The organism is Pacificispira sp. HM-600 (genome assembly GCF_977993705.1).
The window spans coordinates 1,149,930-1,165,950 of the sequence record NZ_OZ388079.1; the positions used below are offsets into that span (position 1 = coordinate 1,149,930).

A 16,021-nucleotide genomic window follows, 5' to 3' on the forward strand; every position below is an offset into this window, starting at 1 on the left:
TTGTGACGATCCTGATCGGCGTGTTCACTCCGATGGGGAACGCGCCCTTCGGTTGGTTGGCTTACCGGCAGAGCACCGGCTCGGATCGACGATCCGGTCGGGCAATCTGTGGAGATGAACAATCCAGCCGTCATGCACGTCGTACTCGTCCGCTGGAAGCCGGACGTCAGCCCCGCTGAGCTCGAAGAGCTGTCCGAGCTAGCGAACGCATTCCCAGACACGATCCCTGACGTGCTCGCCGTTCATCACGGGCCGAGCACGAGCCCCGAGGGGCTGGAGGGCGGATTCGAGTGGGGGCTCGTGGTCAGCTTCGCTAGCAGCTCAGCCCGCGACAAGTACTTGCCGCATCCCGCACACCAGCCTGTGGCCCAGCTCATCTCGCGACTGGCAGTCCAGATCGTCGTCTTCGACGTCGATGCGTGAGAACCACCCCCTGAGCGGCGGGCTTGCGGAATGACCGACTTATTCGGAATGACGAACGAGCTGCAATCGTCACGTGAGTTGTGCGGAGTGGGCCCGCGCGGAGCATCCGTTGGTGACTCCGACCGCGAGTTTCTTGGGGTCGACGGTCTTCAGGCCGGCGCGAGGGACTTGCGCGTTACCGAGTTGCTGCGTCGAATGGCGATGACGGCGTCAGTCGCTGAGAGCACCGCGAGGAGTATCAAGAGGAACCTCGCTGTGCTGTCTGCTGCGGGTGAGATGAAGACGGGACCTGCAAGGGACCACCACAGCAGGACCCCGACCATCGCCACATCCAGCGCCGCCCGGACGCGGTGAGTGACGACGGTCCAACGTCCGACGACGAGCACAAATACGAGCAGCGCGAGAGATGCCGCCCAAACAGGAAGGATCCAGGCTGCTCGCCATCTCAAGAAGTCCGGGTCCAGTTCGAGGGCAGCGATCGCGGGTTCTGACAGGCCAGGCGCCCAGACTGCAAGCCAGGGCAGAGCGATCACCACTGTGGCGCCGAGTATCCCCGCGGCGAGGGCGACGACAGTTGCCGGACGATTCACAAGATCGCGGTCGATCACTCTCGGCGGCGCGGGCACCCACGACTCAGAAGTCGACTCTCGTCGCCGATCGACCAGTGCACCGATGAGCGTGAAGGTGATCACCACTCCCGGCCACCACAGGGCCCCGATCCCCCATCCCAGCCACCACACCGTAAAGCGACCCCACCACTCGTCGGCCCCGTAGTCCCAGCCGACGACCGGGATGACGCCCAGCATGATGGCCGGGAAAGTGATGGCCCAGATCACCGCCAGGCCGCCGAACGCGATCCATGTGAATCGGGGGGCGTCGGACGGACGGATGATGGTGAAGCCCTCGGGCCGGTAACGGTCGGCAACTTCCTGCGGCCTGCCGAACGTGGAGAGCAGCTCCATGGTCAGCGGTGCGTCGGCGGGATGTCCAGCATCCGCCGCCCGACCAGCCAGTTCGTCGTCGAGCAGCGAGCGCAGCTCGAGGGCGACGTCCGCGCGCTGGCGCCGCGGCAGGTGGCTTACGACGTCGCCGACATAGCTGTCGATGATGGCTGTGGGGTTCATTCTGAGTCCTTCTCGTTCAGGAGCCGGTCCATCACCGACGCCAAGGACCCCCATGCGGAGGTCAGGTCTTCATAGAGGCCCATGCCGAGCGAGCTGAGCTCGTAATAGCGGCGGGGAGGCCCATCGTCCGTTTGCCACTTCGAAACGAGCACGCCCTGGCTCTCTAGACGACGCAGAAGCGGATAGAGCGTGCCCTCCTCGATCGCCATCCCCCGTCGTGCGAGAGCCTGCCGCAACGAGTACCCGTACTGCGGCTTCCGCAGCTGGGAAAGCGCAGCCAGCACCAAGACACCCTTGCGGAGATCCTGCTCGAGCCGACTGAGCTGTGCCGGGGCGTCTACCATGCGTTCTACAGTACATAGACCTACACAGTAAAGAAAGACCGTGGGACAACTCTCACGGAAGCGGCCGCATCGACAACGGCGACCGGACTCCTCGGGCCGCCGCGAATCGTGCTCCATGGCGGAAGCTCGGCGCCTGCGGGGGTTCTGCCGCCGCGGTCTTCGAGGGTGAGTTGGCCTTTGAGGGTGTCGAACACGGACTCGACCCATTGTCGGATGCCTCCGAGCTTCCCGAACCTGGGGGTCTCGTCTTTGCGGTCGGGGCGGACAAGGTGCGCGCCGAGTTCGTTGGTGACGAAGTCCTCCAACTGCTTCCCAGCGAAGCCTTTGTCGCCGATGATCACCTGTCCAGGCTGGATGAGGTGTCTGTCGTGGTCGAGCATCGCTTGGGTGGCTTCGCGTTCACCGATCTTCGGGCTCGCGAGTCCCCAGACCACGGGCATTCCGTCGGGAGTGCAGATCAGATAGAGCCGGAAGCCCCAGAAGTATCGGGAGTGGGATGCGCAGTATCCGTAGTCGGCGTGCCCGGCAAGGTCTGAGCGTTTCACGGTCTCCCGCGATTTCCCGCACGGTAACGGGGTCGAGTCCACCAGCCGGGTGACCTCACCCCAGGACGGGGTGTCACGGGCCAGCTCGGTGATCACCGCAGAGAGAAGCCCGGTGGATTGGCGGACGCGTTTGCCCCACCCGGACTGGCCGGGCAGGTTCGGGAACATGCCCTTCAGGTGAGCGTGCGCGTATCGGATCCATTTCCGATCCGACGCGATCCCGAGCAGGTTAAGACCCTCCGTCAACGATTAACAGCATCCACGCCGACCCAGCCAAACGGACTCACTCATCTAGGTCGATACCTACTCGGCGGCCGGAGAAATCAGGGTCCGCCCGTCGGCCTCCCAGGCCACCATGCCCCCGCGTAGCTCTACCAGGTCGACGTAGCCCATTCCGGCGAGGGTATCGACTGCGATCTCGCTCATCCGTCCAGTCATGCAGTACACCGCGATCGCGGCCGCCTTTTCTTGCGGCAGCTCGGACACGCGTTCCTCAAGTTGGTCAAACGGGATATCGGCGTCCGTGCCGTCGATCCCGCCTTCGTCGGGGGTGTGTACGTTGACCACGAACCGGTCGCCGCTGGCGATCTCTGCAGCGAAGGCCTCAGGCCCAAGCTGGCGCGCAGCGCTGGCGGAGGGGGACGGAGTGACGGCTTCGGGTCTGATTGCTGCACAACCCGCGATCAGCAGCACCACCCCGGTGACAGTCGCCGTCACTTGCACCAGCCGACGCGCAGCATTCATACGCAGAAGCTTACGTGGTCGGGATGCCGTCACCCCGGTGCACGATCTTGTGCGAGTTCGTCGCTTGCTCATGTGATGCTCCTGGCCCCGCATCCGAAGCAGTGACAGCGACCGTCTCCACGGACGACTGGCTCGTCGTCACGGGACCATCCGATCCGGAAATGCCCGTGGCCCGCCCCCTTCGTTAGCCTCGGGCTTTCACGCTTGTGGTCCGGCGACCGTGCGTGGTGGATAGGGAAAGTGCTCCTGACCTGGGAGAATAAGGCTTGTCGAGAGTCGTATTGATCCGCAAGAAGGAGCACCTTCAGGGTGAAGAATACCGGAGCGTATCCCCGCGTGAATGTTGACACCGCGAGGGTGTCCGCGATCGGTCAAGCGGGCGGTGTGCTGCTGACCGAAACCGCACGCGCCACTGGTCTTGACCGGGCGCTGTCCGAGGCTCTCGGGCCGTGGCGGAAGCCGTTTGCGATCCATGATCCCGGGAAAGTTGTCGTGGATCTTGCGATCGCGCTCACGTTGGGTGGTGACGCTCTCGCTGACATCGGGGTGCTCCGCGGCGAGCCAGGGGTGTTCGGGCCGGTCGCATCAGACCCGACGGTGTCCCGCACGATCGCGGCCCTCGCTGCTGACCCGGACCGCGCGATCGCTGCGATCAACACCGCGAGAGCCACTGCTCGGGAGCGGGCGTGGTCGCTGGCCGGTGAGCACGCGCCCGGTCACGCCGCGACGGTGAAGGACCCGCTGATCATCGATCTGGATGCGACGTTGATCACCGCGCACTCCGAGAAAGAACACGCCGCACCGACATACAAGCGCGGCTTCGGCTTTCATCCGTTGTGCGCGTTTCTCGACCACGGGAAACCCGGGGCGGGTGAGGCGCTCGCGATCAAGCTCCGCCCGGGCAACGCCGGCTCGAACACCGCCGCGGACCACATCGACGTCGTGAAACAAGCGCTCGCGCAGTTGCCCGGAGGTTCGGCCCGGCCGGGGAAGAGCGTGCTGATCCGCGCCGACGGTGCCGGTGGAACGCACGAGTTCGTGAAGTGGCTCAGCGGGCGCCGGTTGGCGTATTCGGTGGGGTTCACGCTCCCTCAGTTCACCCCGGAGCTGTATCGGAAGATCCCCGAGAAGGTGTGGGCACCGGCCTACAACGCGGCCGAAGAAGGCCGCCCGGGTGCGGATGTCGCCGAGTTCACCGGGATCCTCGACCTCACGAAATGGCCGCCAGGGATGCGTGTCATCGTGCGCCGCGAACGACCACACCCCGGCGCGCAACTGCGGTTCGATGACGTCGACGGTTACCGCCTGACCGCGTTCGCCACGAACACGGCCCGCGGGCAACTCGCCGCCCTCGAGCTGCGGCACCGTCGGCGGGCGCGCTGCGAGGACCGCATCCGTATCGCGAAAGACACCGGACTGCGCAACCTGCCCCTGAAAGCGTTCGATCAGAACCGCATTTGGTGCCACCTCGTGGCCCTCGCGTCCGAACTGATGGCCTGGATGGGAATGCTCGCGCACCCCACCGATGCCGCCCGCCGGTGGGAACCGAAACGGTTACGGCTGCGGCTGTTCTCCATCCCGGCAGCGATCGCGCGGCACGGCCGGCGCACGACCCTGCACCTCTCCGACCGGGCAACCTGGGTCGCCACGGCCCTCGCGGCGATCACCGGGCTGCGCGCTCACGCGCGGGCGCCCGGCTGACGCCGGCAGCCTTCAGTCCACCCACGACAGCACCGCCCCGGACCGGAACCCCGCCCACGCAGCGACACGCGACTCATTGTCGTACCCAGACGACAGAATCAGGTTCAAGCGAGCGCACCCACGCTCATTCGACCCCGCTCACAACGACCATGAAAGGTCGAGGTTAGGTCACCCGCAGCGCTCCCCGTGATGTCCGTCCACCCCTCACCCGAGCACGCGACAACTATTCGACGTCCGCTGAGCGAGACGATCGTCAACAACCGAGCCACGCTGCCCGCATACGGATCCGCGAATGCGACAACGTGTGCAAACGAACGGGTCGGGTTAGCGTTGCGGCCATGAGGCGCGTGTGGCTGTCCGAGTGGGAGTGGGCATGCTGCGGTGATCCGTTCGGCCGGGGAGACGAGGTCGACTTCGGTATCGGGTCGCGGGCGGTGCCCCCGGCCCTGGCCGGCGTCCTCGGTCCGGAGGTCCTCGCCACGGCAGATGCAATGGAGTCGCACCACGAGGAGGACTCTCCCGATCGGGTGCGCGGCCGAGTGGTGGCGGTTTACATGGTCACGCGCGAGGTCGTAGAGCGACTGTCGCTGCGCCGACCCGGCGACGGCGCACCGCCGGACGCGACCAGGCCGCCAAACGGCGGCGACTGGCCGATGGTCGGTCGCACGTCCGGAGAGGGCGCGTTCTGGGGGACACGACCGTCGCGGTACGTGATCGAGATTGTGCCAGTACCCGGGACGGCCAAGCTGACGGCGGCGCAAGGCATTAGGCAACCCGTCAACGATCAAACCCAGCAGCTTCCGTCCACTGAAGATCTCGCAGCTGATCCACCGTCCGAGCAGCGTCGACGCACGATATCGGGTTGGCTGGTCGACGTCCAAGAGCAGGCGCAAGAAGTCCGCTGACCGATCCGGCCGCGCCGACTTTATGCTCGCAGTGGATTCACCAAGCCCGGTGATTGTGAAGTGGTACGCTTTGATGTACCACTTAGGGAGGCGGCTATGTCTGCAATCACCGCGACCGAGGCGCGCAAGACTCTTTTCGGCCTCATTCAGCAGGTCAACGAAGACCACACGGCCGTCGAGGTCGTGTCGCGTCACGGAAACGCCGTCCTTCTGTCGAAGGACGATTACGACGCGATGACCGAAACTGCGTACTTGCTCCGAAACCCCGCCAACGCTGACCGGCTGCTCGCCGCAATCGAGCGCGCCCGCCGCGGAGAGTTCGAACAGCACGACCTCCTCGACGCGTGACGCGAACGATCGGATTCGACCCGAACGGGTGGGAGGACTATGTCTACTGGCAGACGCAGGATCGCAAGACTCTGAAGCGCATCAATCAACTGATCGCAGATGTGATGCGCGATCCCTTCGCTGGGATCGGCAAACCGGAACCGCTCAAGCACATTCTCTCGGGGGCGTGGTCACGCCGAATCGATGACAAGAACCGCCTGGTCTACTACGTCACCGATAGTCACGTCATCATTCTCCAAGCCCGCGACCACTACTGACTCCCGACACGGTTTCTCTCGCAAAGTGATCCTGAACGGGCGGTCGACGACGAGGTCGCGGCCCTAACCTCGCGTCGCGTGACAACACTTTGACAACATCTATACGCATTTTGATGTTTCTGAGTGTCACTTGAGGGGTCCGGTAACCGCGGGAAATCAACGATTTCCTTCAATCGACAACGGCAAGATATGCACCTGCGTGGGTTCGAGCCCCACGGGGCCCACGGTGTCTTCACACTACCTCCGTAGCAGTCACTGACCTTGAGCGGGACATGCTCTCGATCCGTTGGTCGCGGGTTCGGGTTCGGCGCTCTCCATCATTCGCGAGAAGCCCGCCAATCATGAGAGAGATCTAACGAACAAAGTTTCGATGTGAGGCCGTATCGGGCACTTTTCGGGGACGAAATGTCGGCGCAGGTTCGTAGAGTATAGAACATGAATACGAATTCATCGGGCTTGCGGGGTGACGACGTCGACGTCGTTGCCGCCGAATTGGCCGAGGATTACGCAGTCGCGGTTGCCGCCGTTGCGGCAGCGGAAGCTGAGGTGGTTCGTGTTCTTGCGCGGGCCGCTGAGACAGCTTTCGAACGTATGTCCGAATTGCCGCGAATGAGTTCGCGTGACGCAGAGCTACCGTTGCGGGCGATCGCAGCCGAATTGGCGGTGCGGGTCAACCAGTCCGACCGCACCGTGCAGCGTCGACTCGACGACGCCTACACGATCTCTACACGGTTCGCCGAGACGCTGTCGGCTTTGTCCGACGGGCGAATCGCGCTGGGGCATGTCCGCGTGATCGTGGATCACGGAACCAAGCTCTCTGACGAAGGCATCCGCGCCGTCTTCGAGTCGGAGGCGATCTCGCAGGCCGAATCGACAACTCCCGGCCGGCTGAACGCGTCGCTCGCCCGGCTCGTCGAGCGGGTCCAACCGACAACATTCGCCGAGCGACACAAAGAGGCCCGCAAGGGGCGGGGCGTGTGGGTTCGCGACGAAGCCGACGGCATGGCCGAACTTGTCCTACGCGGGCCCGCCGTGCCCGTCTACGGCATCCACGACATGCTCTCGCAGATGGCACGCAAAGCTCGCGACGACGCAGCCGACTCGGCGCGCGGAACTCACGACAGTGGAGATGGCAACGTCGACGGAAACGAGAGGGAGCCGGAACGCGACCCCCGCACGCTCGATCAGATCCGCGCCGACCTGCTGGCCGAGATCGTCCTCACCCACACCATCAACCCCGAAACCGGCGAGGGACTCGGCGATGGTTTCGGCGGCCTGGCATCCATCCGCGCGATCGTCAACGTCACCGTCCCCGCCCTCGCGCTCGCCGGCGTGACCACCGACCCGGCCGAACTGGTTGGTCGAGCACCGGTCGACATCGACACAGCCCGAATCTTGGCGGCGAATGTCCCCGGGTGGGAACGAATACTCGCCGACCCCATCACCGGCGGCGTCCTCGCCGTTGACCGATACACACGATCCGCGGATTTGACCCGATACCTACGGGCTCGAGATCCCCACTGCCGGTTTCCCGGATGCCGCATGCCCGCACACCGATGTGATGTCGATCATGGGCAGGACTATGCCCTCGGCGGAAAGACGTCGCACTGCAACCTCGCCTGCTTCTGCCGACGACACCACACCCTGAAGGGCGAAACACCATGGCGGGTCATCCATCACCCCCGCGGCGTACTCGAGTGGATCTCGCCCGGCGGCAACTCGTACATCGACAAGCCTCCCCCGATTGCGGTCGGATTCGTGCCCGATACGTCATCGAGGCCACCATTCTGAGCCGCGAGTCGTCGAGTCGGCGAATCGGCGGCGGAAACGTCATGCGCGTATCGTGCAGGGTCGCAGGGCCCACCCGGATGTCTCGAAATGCAAGGTAGAGGACGTGACCGTGACGCGGTTCTCGGATGTCCTGGCCGCGAGTACGCCCAAACCACAGCCGACAGGAGTCGCGAAGTATCTCGACCCAACCCGGGCGTGTATTGACCTACCCCTCGCGACCCGAGGTCCGGAGCGAACTCCTGCGGCATCTCGCAGATCGAGCGTTCTCCGCCGGGGAGGTGATTGACGAGCCTTAGCTCCCGACTTGGACCCGACTGTCTCACTCGACAGCTAAGGCAGCAGGTCCACCAGATCGGGCCTCGCCCTCATCACATGGATGACAAGTTCGTTGCCACTATCGAAGACAAGAACCACGGTCTCGAGAAGTCGGCCGCCGCGTGTCGAACCCCAGTCGTAGCCGGCAGGCTGGCGATTCTTCATCCAGCAGCTCGACCCAAACGGCCCCGCGCGCGGCCTGAACGATGTCTTCGTCGCCGATGCCGTACTTGCGCGCGGAGTCGTGAACTTTCACGCGGCGTACGCCGCAATTGCCTCCCGAATGAGTTCAGAACGCGACTTTTTCTCCCGTTCCGCGCGAGCATCGAGTGCTTGGAGTTCATCGCTCGTCAGACGTAGGGCGACGACCTGCGACGGATCCGCACCGCGCCCCGGTCGGCCCCGCCCCCGCCTCTTGAGCACCTCGACGTCGTAGCCGACTTCTACTTCGGCAGCCCATGCGGCGATCTGCTCTTCGGTGACGACCTCACCCCTGATCGTCTCTCGCTCACTCATGCGAATATCGTAAAACGAAATTCGTCGAAATCCAATCCCGCCTGGCTCATGCATCAATTTCGGACTCGGTGTAACAATCCGTCGCCGCGTGCGCCGGCTCGATCGGACGACAGCGAGAATAGAAGCGCACCGGCCCACAGCGTCCGGGCACATCCCCTCGCCTTGGAGACAACATGTCGCGATCCCGTCTGCTCACTCTCGCCGCCGGAATCACGGTCGCCGCGCTCGCCCTCGGGGGCTGTGCGGGCGGATCCGGCGACGGCGGCGCCTCCGGCGACCCGGACGCGGGCTACGTCACCCCGGGCAAACTGACGATCGCGACCGGCGACATCGCGTACTACCCGTACGTCATCGACGACGACCCCTCGTCGGGCGAAGGATTCGAGGCAGCAGTTGCCTACGCCATCGCCGAGGAGCTCGGCTTCGCGCCCGAGGACATCGAGTGGGTGCGCACGAGCTTCGAGGCCGCGATCGCGCCGGGGCCCAAGAACTTCGACTTCAACATCCAGCAGTACACGATCACCGACGAGCGCAAGCAGGCGGTCGACTTCTCCACCCCGTACTACTCCGCGAGCCAGGCGATCGTCGCGGTCGAGGGCGGCGCGGCCGACGGAGTGGACTCGATCGACGGACTCAAGGACCTCACGATCGGTGCAATGGCCGGTTCGACGAGCGCGCAGACGCTCCAGGAGGTCGTGGAGCCCGCCACGGCGCCGCAGATGTTCGGATCGAACGAGGATGTCGTGGCCGCCCTGAACGCGGGTCAGATCGACGCGTTCGTGATCGACCTGCCCACCGCGTACCTCGCGACCGCGATGTACATCGAAGACTCGTTCATCGTCGGAGAGCTGCCCGCCGGAGGCATCCCGGATGAATGGGGCGTCGTGCTGCCCAAGGACTCGGCGCTGACCGAGCGCGTCTCGGCGGCGCTCGACAAGCTGCGCGAGGACGGCACGCTCGCCGAGATCACCGACGAATGGCTCGGCGCGGGCCAGGGCGTCACACTGCTGCAGTGAGGCGCCGCGGGGTTACCCGCCGTCTCTCGGGTACCGTCGAGCCGTGAGCGTCCACTCCCCCAGCGGGCTCGAACTCGAGCGCCGTGCATACCGAGCACGCCAGTCTCGGCGCTCGGTGCTCGTCGCGGTGGCATCGTCGGTGGCGTTCGCGCTCATCGTCTGGGCGACGGTCATCAACACACCGGGCTGGGCCGGGGTGCAGCAGGCGTTCTTCAATCCCGCGATCGCCTCGGACGCCCTTCCCGCTGTCTGGAACGGGTTCCTTCTCAACCTCCAGGTCCTCGGCCTGTCGGTCATCACCGTGTCCGCCGTGGCGCTCTTCATTGCCCTGTTGCGCACGCTGCAGGGGCCCCTCTTTCTGCCGCTGCGCGCCATCGCCGCCGCCTACACCGACATCTTCCGTGGTCTGCCGTTCATCATCGTGCTGTACCTCGTCGGATTCGGACTGCCGACGATCACGAACGTGCGGATCGATCCGCTCTACCTCGGCACCATCGCCGTCACGCTGACGTACTCCGCGTACGTGTCGGAGGTGATCCGTGCGGGCATCGAATCCGTTCATCCGTCGCAGCGGCTCGCGGCGCGGGCACTCGGGCTCAGCTATCCGCAGACCCTGCGCCGCGTGGTGCTCCCCCAGGCGTTCCGGCGCATTACCCCGCCGCTCATGAACGACTTCGTCGCGATGCAGAAGGATGTCGGGCTCATCTCGATTCTCGGAGCGACCGACGCCGTACTCGCGGCCAGGATCGAAGGCGCGCAAACGTACAACTTCACGCCCTACATCGTCGCGGGCATCCTGTTCATCCTGCTCGCCATCCCCACCATCCGACTCACCGACTGGTATGCGGCACGGCTCCGCGCGCGCGAACAGACGGGGGCGCTGCTGTGACCGCGCTACTGTCGGCAATCGATCTCTGGAAGTCGTTCGGCGACGGACCCCAGAAGAAAGAGGTGCTGCGGGGCGTATCCCTCGATCTCGCGAAACACGAGGTGGTCGCCGTGATCGGGGCCAGCGGATCCGGCAAGTCGACCCTTCTGCGCTGCCTGGATCTGCTCGAACCGATCGATGACGGCCGGATTCTCCTGGCGGGCGAGGACATCTCCGACCCGCGGGTGCAGGCGAACGCCGTTCGCTCACGTCTCGGGTTCGTGTTCCAGGGCTTCAACCTCTTCCCTCACCTCTCGGTGCTCGACAACGTCACACTGGCATCGCGGGTCGCGCGCCGCGAGAAGAGAGCGGATGCCGAGGCCCGGGGCCGCGCGATCCTCGAGCGCGTCGGGCTCGCCGACAAGGCTGCCGAACACCCCGACCGCCTGTCCGGCGGCCAGCAACAGCGCGTGGCGATCGCCCGGGCGATCGCCACCGACCCCGAGGTTCTGCTGCTGGATGAGATCACCTCCGCGCTCGACCCCGAGCTGGTCGGTGAGGTGCTCGAGTTGGTGCGAGCGCTCGCGGAAGAAGGCACGACCATCCTCATGGCGACCCACGAGATGGCGTTCGCCCGCGACGTCGCGCACCGCGTGCTGTTCCTCGACGAAGGACGCGTGCTCGAGCAGGGCACGCCCGCAGAGGTCCTCGGCACACCGCGCGAGGCGCGCACCCGGGCGTTCCTCGCCCGCTTCACGGGCTGAGGATCACACACGGGGCTCAGACCAGCGAGAAGATGACCTCGACCTCGACGGGGCTGTCGAGCGGCAGCACGGTCACGCCCACGGCCGAGCGGGCGTGCTTGCCCTCGTCGCCGAAGATCTCGCCGAGGACCTCGCTCGCGCCGTTGATGACGCCCGGCTGACCGAGGAAGTCGGGCACCGATGCCACGAACCCCGTCACCTTGACGACGCCCGTGAGCTTGTCGACGCCACCAACGGCCGCAGCCGCAGCCGCGATGGCGTTGAGGGCGCTCTGACGCGCGTAGGACTGGGCGTCGGCCCCCGAGACGAGACCCGGCCCCTCGCCGACCTTGCCTGCCGCGGGAAGCTTGCCCGAGATCAAGGGCAGCTGGCCAGCGGTGTAGACCAGGCCGCCGTGCACCTTGGCGGGCACGTACGCCGCGAGGGGCGGCACGACGGAGGGAAGCTCGATGCCGAGTTCGGCGAGTTTCGCAGAAACGCTCACGGAGTCACTGTCCTTCGAATTGGCGGGAGGCTCCGGCCGCAGCGGCAAGACCGGCGTTGCCCGAGGCATCCGATCCTCCGACGGGACGCTTGAGGTACGCAACGAGGCCACCCTCGGGCCCGGCGACGACCTGCACCAGCTCCCAGCCCTGCTTGCCCCAGTTGTTCAGAATCGCTGCCGTGTTGTGAATCAGCAGCGGAGTAGTCAGGTACTCCCAGGTGGTCATCGCACTCCCGAGATCGCGGTGGTCGGATCGTTTCCGAACGGGAGGCACGCGCGAGGTGTTTCGGTCATCGCTCAGCTAACTCCCTTACGATCAACCCTATGCCTGATAAGAATCGGACGGCTACGGGCGTGCTCGGCGGACTCGCCGGCCTCGTAGGCCTGAGCGCAGTCGCTGGCCTCTTGGTGACCGCCACCGTTACGCCGGCCATCGCCGTATCGGGCGCCGCAGCGTCGAGCGCGATCACGATGTTCGACAACATGCCGAGCTACCTCGAGATCGATGATCTGATGCAGCAGAGCGAGATCTACGCGAAGCAGAGCGACGGCAGCGAAGTGTTGCTTGCCCGCTTCTACGACCAGAACCGCGTGCCCGTCACTTATGAGCAGATTGCGCCCGTCATGTACGACGCGATTCTCTCGAGCGAAGATCCCCGCTACTACGAACACGGTGGGGTCGACCTCATCGGCACCACCCGCGCGCTGCTGAGCAATGCGCAGGGTGGTCAAACGCAGGGTGGATCCTCGATCAGCCAGCAGTACGTCAAGAACGTCCTGGTGCAGAGGTGCGAGAAGGAAGCACCCACGCAAGAGGAGCTTCTGGCGTGCTGGGATGACGCCACGAGAAGCGTGGGCGTTGAGGGATATCAGCGCAAGATCCAGGAGATGCGCTACGCAATCGCCCTTGAGCAGCGCTACTCCAAGAACGACGTTCTGCTCGGATACCTGAACATCGCCAACTTCGGCGGGCTCAACATCGGTGTGGGGGCTGCGGCGCAATATTACTTCGGGGTCAACGCGTCCGACCTGACACTTTCGCAGGCCGCGACCCTCGCGGGCATGGTGCAGAACCCGAACACCTACCGCATCGACAAGCCCGAGCGCGAGCGCAACGGTGCCGCGGACGGCTACGTCGACACGACGGATCGTCGCAACTATGTGCTGCGTCAGATGCTCACCGAGGGCAAGATCACCCAGGAGCAGTACGACGCGGCCAAGGCCGAGGTCATCACCCCCAACATCAACCCGACTGTACAAGGCTGCCAGCAGGCGGGCGGGTCCGCGTACTTCTGCGACTATGTCCGAACGATCGTGCTCAACGATGTCGCGTTCGGAGAGACCGCTGATGATCGAAGCAACGCTCTTCGCCGCGGTGGACTCAAGATCTACACGACCCTCGACCTGGATCTTCAGGCGGCCGCAGAGCAGGCCATCTCGATCGTCCCGGCGACTCACCCCAACCTCGACCTCGGCTCAACGGGCGTGCAGCTCGAAGTTGGCACCGGGCGTGTGCTGTCGATGGTGCAGAATCGCAAGTACACGCAGGATGCGGACCAGTCGGCGGCTGACGCGTCGTACACCTCGATCAACTACAACACCCGTTACGTCAACGGTGGATCGAACGGCTTCAACCCGGGCTCGACCTACAAGCTCTTCACCCTGCTGAACTGGCTCGAACACGGCCATTCCGTCAACGAGGTCATCAACGGCCGCCAGCGGAACTTCACGGTGTTGACCGACTGCGACGGCGGCACTCAGCGCGTTTCTTCCGGCGAGGTGAAGAACTTCGAGGGGGTGGGCGGCTACAACGGCACCCCGATGAAGTTCACCGCCGACTCGCTCAACACGGGCTTCCTCGCAATGAGCGAGAAGGTCAGCGTCTGCGACACCAACAAGATCGCCGACCGTCTCGGCGTCGAGTACGCGAACGGTTACAAGACGTACATCGGCAACGAGAGCATCAGCGAAGCCGTCAACGTGCCGTATGACATCCTCGGCTCGAAGAACATCGCCCCCATCGACATGGCGGCCGCGTACGCGACCATCGCGAGCAACGGCGTCTACTGCCCCCCGAAGGCAATCGATGCGGTCTACAACTCGGACGGAGAGGCACTTCCTCTCCCCGATACGACCTGCAACCGCGTCCTCGACGAATCCGTCGCGTCGACAGCAGCATTCGCACTGGAGGGTGTCATCAACGGCGGTTCGGCTGCATCCTCCCGAATCGGCGACGGCGTCCCGGTATTCGGCAAGACCGGTATCCACGAGCAATACCAGACATGGATGGACGGCAGCAGCACCAAAGTGACGACCGTCGTCTGGGTGGGAAACGTCAAGGGACAGCAGCGCCTCGACCGCAATTCGGCAAACGGCTACTCCCTCTGGCGCATGCGCCATTCGATCTGGCCCGACATGCAGGGCGCCGCGAACGCCAAGTATGGCGGCGACCGCTTCGCGACACCCGACTCGAACCTCACGAGGCAGGTGTTGATCGATCTACCGAACGTCGTCGGCCAGTCGGTCGACCAGGCCGTCGCAACGCTCGAGGCAGCCGGGTTCTCGGTGGTCGTCGGTGACGCTGTCACCAGCACGCAAGCCGCCGGAACCGTGGAAAGCCAGAATCCCGGAGCCGGCCGCGTGAGCGGCGGTACGACCGTGACGATCTCGCCGAGCAATGGCGAAGGCGTCGCCGTGCCGAACGTCGTGGGCATGAATCGCCAGCAGGCGGTCGACAGCATCCGTGGCACGTTCGGACGCAACCCCGCGGAGACGTGTGTCGTGAAGGAAGGGGCCACGGGACCCGGCATCGTCACCTCGGTCGCCCCAGGCGCCGGCTCGATCGTGAACCGCAACGCGCAACTGGCGATCACCTTCGAGCGCGACACCTGCTCGTGACCCCGCGTTCCCGTCAGGGCCTGCGCGCCCTGGCAGCCGCGGGCGCGCTCGGCGCTGCCGCGGCGGTCTGGGGTATCGGCGTCGAGCGGTATCTGTTCACGCTCCGGCGGGTCGAACTGGCCATCCTGCCCGCGGGCTCGACACCCGTCCGTGTGCTGCACATCTCAGACGTCCACATGGCCCCGTGGCAGCGTCGCAAGCAGGCATGGATTACCTCACTCGCGTCCCTCCGGCCTGATCTGATCGTCAACACGGGCGACAACATGGGTCACACCGACGGGCTGCGCGGTGTGCGCGCGGCCTTCGCCGGCTTCCGCGGCACGCCGGGCTTTTTTGTGCACGGCTCGAATGACAGCTTCGGCCCCACACCCCGCAATCCCCTCCGCTACTTTCTCGGCCCGTCGCGCCGGAAGCAGAACCCACCGCGACTCGATGTCGCGGCCATGGAGGACTACTTCACGGAGAACCTGGGCTGGACGAATCTCGACAACACGTTCGGGGCAGTCGATGTGGCGGGCCTCCGGATCAACGGATTCGGCGTGGGCGACGCGCACCACGACGACGACCGCCTCGATCTGGTCCCGGGGATGATCGAGAGCCTGCGCGAAGAGGGAACCACGTCGGCCGTTCTCACGATCGGTGTGGCGCACGCGCCCTACCGACGAGTCCTGGACACCTTCACGGATGGCGGAGCCGAGGCGATCTTCGCGGGCCACACCCACGGCGGCCAAGTGCGCCTTCCGGGTTTCGGAGCGCTCGTCGCCAACTGCGACATCCCCCTGAAACAAGCACGGGGCCTCTCCACGTGGGCACGGGGCGGCCGCAAGGTGCCCCTGAACGTGAGCGCTGGACTCGGCCATTCGATTTACGCTCCGGTTCGCTTCGCCTGCCGACCCGAGGCCACCCTGGTGACCTTGATCGCTCGCGTGTGACGCGGTTCGGGCGGACGGGGGAGTTCGGGTAGACTCGGAGGGTTGC

Annotated in this window: 17 protein-coding genes and 1 pseudogene; 11 read left to right on the forward strand and 7 right to left on the reverse strand. The window is 65.2% G+C overall.

Going from position 1 to position 16,021, the window contains the following annotated elements; genetic code table 11:
• Nucleotides 1-114 precede the first annotated feature (114 nt).
• Nucleotides 115-423, forward strand: a complete 309-nt coding sequence (locus ACXZ1E_RS05375) for a Dabb family protein (RefSeq protein WP_458042379.1) — start codon at nt 115-117, stop codon at nt 421-423.
• Between the two features lie 149 nt (nt 424-572).
• Here ACXZ1E_RS05375 and ACXZ1E_RS05380 read toward each other — a convergent pair whose 3' ends face one another.
• The 4 genes and pseudogenes from ACXZ1E_RS05380 to ACXZ1E_RS05395 form a co-directional block, all read right to left on the reverse strand.
• A complete protein-coding gene (locus tag ACXZ1E_RS05380; protein ID WP_458042380.1) occupies nt 573-1,547 on the reverse strand; it encodes a hypothetical protein in 975 nt (324 codons plus the stop codon).
• Entirely contained in the window at nt 1,544-1,891 is a 348-nt protein-coding gene (locus tag ACXZ1E_RS05385; RefSeq protein ID WP_458042381.1) for a PadR family transcriptional regulator, read from the reverse strand. Before ACXZ1E_RS05385 ends, ACXZ1E_RS05380 begins: the two co-directional genes overlap by 4 nt.
• Before the next feature lie 131 nt (nt 1,892-2,022).
• Nucleotides 2,023-2,664 (reverse strand): annotated as a pseudogene (locus tag ACXZ1E_RS05390) (IS982 family transposase); the annotation flags it as partial.
• A 75-nt stretch (nt 2,665-2,739) separates the two neighbouring features.
• Complete coding sequence (locus ACXZ1E_RS05395; RefSeq protein WP_458042382.1) at nt 2,740-3,180, reverse strand: rhodanese-like domain-containing protein; 441 nt, start codon at nt 3,178-3,180, stop codon at nt 2,740-2,742.
• 309 nt (nt 3,181-3,489) lie between these two features.
• Between ACXZ1E_RS05395 and ACXZ1E_RS05400 the strand changes: the two genes are divergently transcribed.
• The 5 genes from ACXZ1E_RS05400 (at nt 3,490) to ACXZ1E_RS05420 (ending at nt 8,182) form a co-directional block, all read left to right on the forward strand.
• Entirely contained in the window at nt 3,490-4,881 is a 1,392-nt protein-coding gene (locus ACXZ1E_RS05400) for an IS1380 family transposase (RefSeq protein ID WP_458041077.1), read from the forward strand.
• Between the two features lie 338 nt (nt 4,882-5,219).
• Nucleotides 5,220-5,786 carry a DUF6578 domain-containing protein gene (locus ACXZ1E_RS05405; protein ID WP_458042383.1) on the forward strand — a complete coding sequence of 189 codons (567 nt, stop codon included), beginning with the start codon at nt 5,220-5,222 and terminating at the stop codon, nt 5,784-5,786.
• A 96-nt stretch (nt 5,787-5,882) separates the two neighbouring features.
• Complete coding sequence (locus ACXZ1E_RS05410; RefSeq protein WP_458042384.1) at nt 5,883-6,134, forward strand: type II toxin-antitoxin system Phd/YefM family antitoxin; 252 nt, start codon at nt 5,883-5,885, stop codon at nt 6,132-6,134.
• Nucleotides 6,131-6,391, forward strand: coding sequence for a Txe/YoeB family addiction module toxin (locus ACXZ1E_RS05415; protein WP_458042385.1), 261 nt, complete (start codon nt 6,131-6,133; stop codon nt 6,389-6,391). Before ACXZ1E_RS05410 ends, ACXZ1E_RS05415 begins: the two co-directional genes overlap by 4 nt.
• A gap of 435 nt (nt 6,392-6,826) precedes the next feature.
• Complete coding sequence (locus ACXZ1E_RS05420; RefSeq protein ID WP_458042386.1) at nt 6,827-8,182, forward strand: DUF222 domain-containing protein; 1,356 nt, start codon at nt 6,827-6,829, stop codon at nt 8,180-8,182.
• A gap of 567 nt (nt 8,183-8,749) precedes the next feature.
• Here the strand turns inward: ACXZ1E_RS05420 and ACXZ1E_RS05425 are convergent.
• Nucleotides 8,750-9,013, reverse strand: a complete 264-nt coding sequence (locus ACXZ1E_RS05425; RefSeq protein ID WP_458042387.1) for a ribbon-helix-helix domain-containing protein — start codon at nt 9,011-9,013, stop codon at nt 8,750-8,752.
• Between the two features lie 173 nt (nt 9,014-9,186).
• Here ACXZ1E_RS05425 and ACXZ1E_RS05430 point away from each other — a divergent pair, with 173 nt between their 5' ends.
• Genes ACXZ1E_RS05430 through ACXZ1E_RS05440 form a run of 3 tightly spaced genes read left to right on the forward strand, consistent with a single transcriptional unit; the run spans nt 9,187 to nt 11,661 of the window.
• The gene (locus ACXZ1E_RS05430) at nt 9,187-10,029 is read left to right on the forward strand and encodes an ABC transporter substrate-binding protein (RefSeq protein ID WP_458042388.1); all 843 of its coding nucleotides are present in this window, start codon (nt 9,187-9,189) and stop codon (nt 10,027-10,029) included.
• A gap of 43 nt (nt 10,030-10,072) precedes the next feature.
• Entirely contained in the window at nt 10,073-10,918 is an 846-nt protein-coding gene (locus tag ACXZ1E_RS05435; RefSeq protein WP_458042389.1) for an amino acid ABC transporter permease, read from the forward strand.
• Nucleotides 10,915-11,661 (forward strand): amino acid ABC transporter ATP-binding protein, encoded by a 747-nt coding sequence (locus ACXZ1E_RS05440; RefSeq protein WP_458042390.1) that lies wholly within the window; start codon nt 10,915-10,917, stop codon nt 11,659-11,661. Before ACXZ1E_RS05435 ends, ACXZ1E_RS05440 begins: the two co-directional genes overlap by 4 nt.
• Nucleotides 11,662-11,677: 16 nt before the next feature.
• On the opposite strand, the gene ACXZ1E_RS05445 is transcribed toward ACXZ1E_RS05440, so the two are convergent.
• Together ACXZ1E_RS05445 and ACXZ1E_RS05450 are read right to left on the reverse strand one after the other, a co-directional pair.
• On the reverse strand, nt 11,678-12,145 hold the full coding sequence (locus ACXZ1E_RS05445; protein WP_458042391.1) for a RidA family protein: 468 nt from the start codon (nt 12,143-12,145) through the stop codon (nt 11,678-11,680).
• Nucleotides 12,146-12,149: 4 nt separating this feature from the next.
• Nucleotides 12,150-12,371 carry a hypothetical protein gene (locus ACXZ1E_RS05450; protein WP_458042392.1) on the reverse strand — a complete coding sequence of 74 codons (222 nt, stop codon included), beginning with the start codon at nt 12,369-12,371 and terminating at the stop codon, nt 12,150-12,152.
• Nucleotides 12,372-12,469: 98 nt separating this feature from the next.
• Here ACXZ1E_RS05450 and ACXZ1E_RS05455 point away from each other — a divergent pair, with 98 nt between their 5' ends.
• Together ACXZ1E_RS05455 and ACXZ1E_RS05460 are read left to right on the forward strand one after the other, a co-directional pair.
• The gene (locus ACXZ1E_RS05455; RefSeq protein WP_458042393.1) at nt 12,470-15,043 is read left to right on the forward strand and encodes a transglycosylase domain-containing protein; all 2,574 of its coding nucleotides are present in this window, start codon (nt 12,470-12,472) and stop codon (nt 15,041-15,043) included.
• On the forward strand, nt 15,040-15,975 hold the full coding sequence (locus tag ACXZ1E_RS05460; protein ID WP_458042394.1) for a metallophosphoesterase: 936 nt from the start codon (nt 15,040-15,042) through the stop codon (nt 15,973-15,975). Before ACXZ1E_RS05455 ends, ACXZ1E_RS05460 begins: the two co-directional genes overlap by 4 nt.
• Nucleotides 15,976-16,021 lie beyond the last annotated feature (46 nt).

Coding starts and splice junctions, on each gene's coding strand:
- ACXZ1E_RS05450 (WP_458042392.1), bottom strand. CDS start 12,371: ATGACCACCTGGGAGTACCTGACTACTCCGCTGCTGATTCACAACACG.
- ACXZ1E_RS05455 (WP_458042393.1), top strand. CDS start 12,470: ATGCCTGATAAGAATCGGACGGCTACGGGCGTGCTCGGCGGACTCGCC.
- ACXZ1E_RS05405 (WP_458042383.1), top strand. CDS start 5,220: ATGAGGCGCGTGTGGCTGTCCGAGTGGGAGTGGGCATGCTGCGGTGAT.
- ACXZ1E_RS05395 (WP_458042382.1), bottom strand. CDS start 3,180: ATGAATGCTGCGCGTCGGCTGGTGCAAGTGACGGCGACTGTCACCGGG.
- ACXZ1E_RS05380 (WP_458042380.1), bottom strand. CDS start 1,547: ATGAACCCCACAGCCATCATCGACAGCTATGTCGGCGACGTCGTAAGC.
- ACXZ1E_RS05425 (WP_458042387.1), bottom strand. CDS start 9,013: ATGAGTGAGCGAGAGACGATCAGGGGTGAGGTCGTCACCGAAGAGCAG.
- ACXZ1E_RS05385 (WP_458042381.1), bottom strand. CDS start 1,891: ATGGTAGACGCCCCGGCACAGCTCAGTCGGCTCGAGCAGGATCTCCGC.
- ACXZ1E_RS05375 (WP_458042379.1), top strand. CDS start 115: ATGAACAATCCAGCCGTCATGCACGTCGTACTCGTCCGCTGGAAGCCG.
- ACXZ1E_RS05430 (WP_458042388.1), top strand. CDS start 9,187: ATGTCGCGATCCCGTCTGCTCACTCTCGCCGCCGGAATCACGGTCGCC.
- ACXZ1E_RS05420 (WP_458042386.1), top strand. CDS start 6,827: ATGAATACGAATTCATCGGGCTTGCGGGGTGACGACGTCGACGTCGTT.
- ACXZ1E_RS05410 (WP_458042384.1), top strand. CDS start 5,883: ATGTCTGCAATCACCGCGACCGAGGCGCGCAAGACTCTTTTCGGCCTC.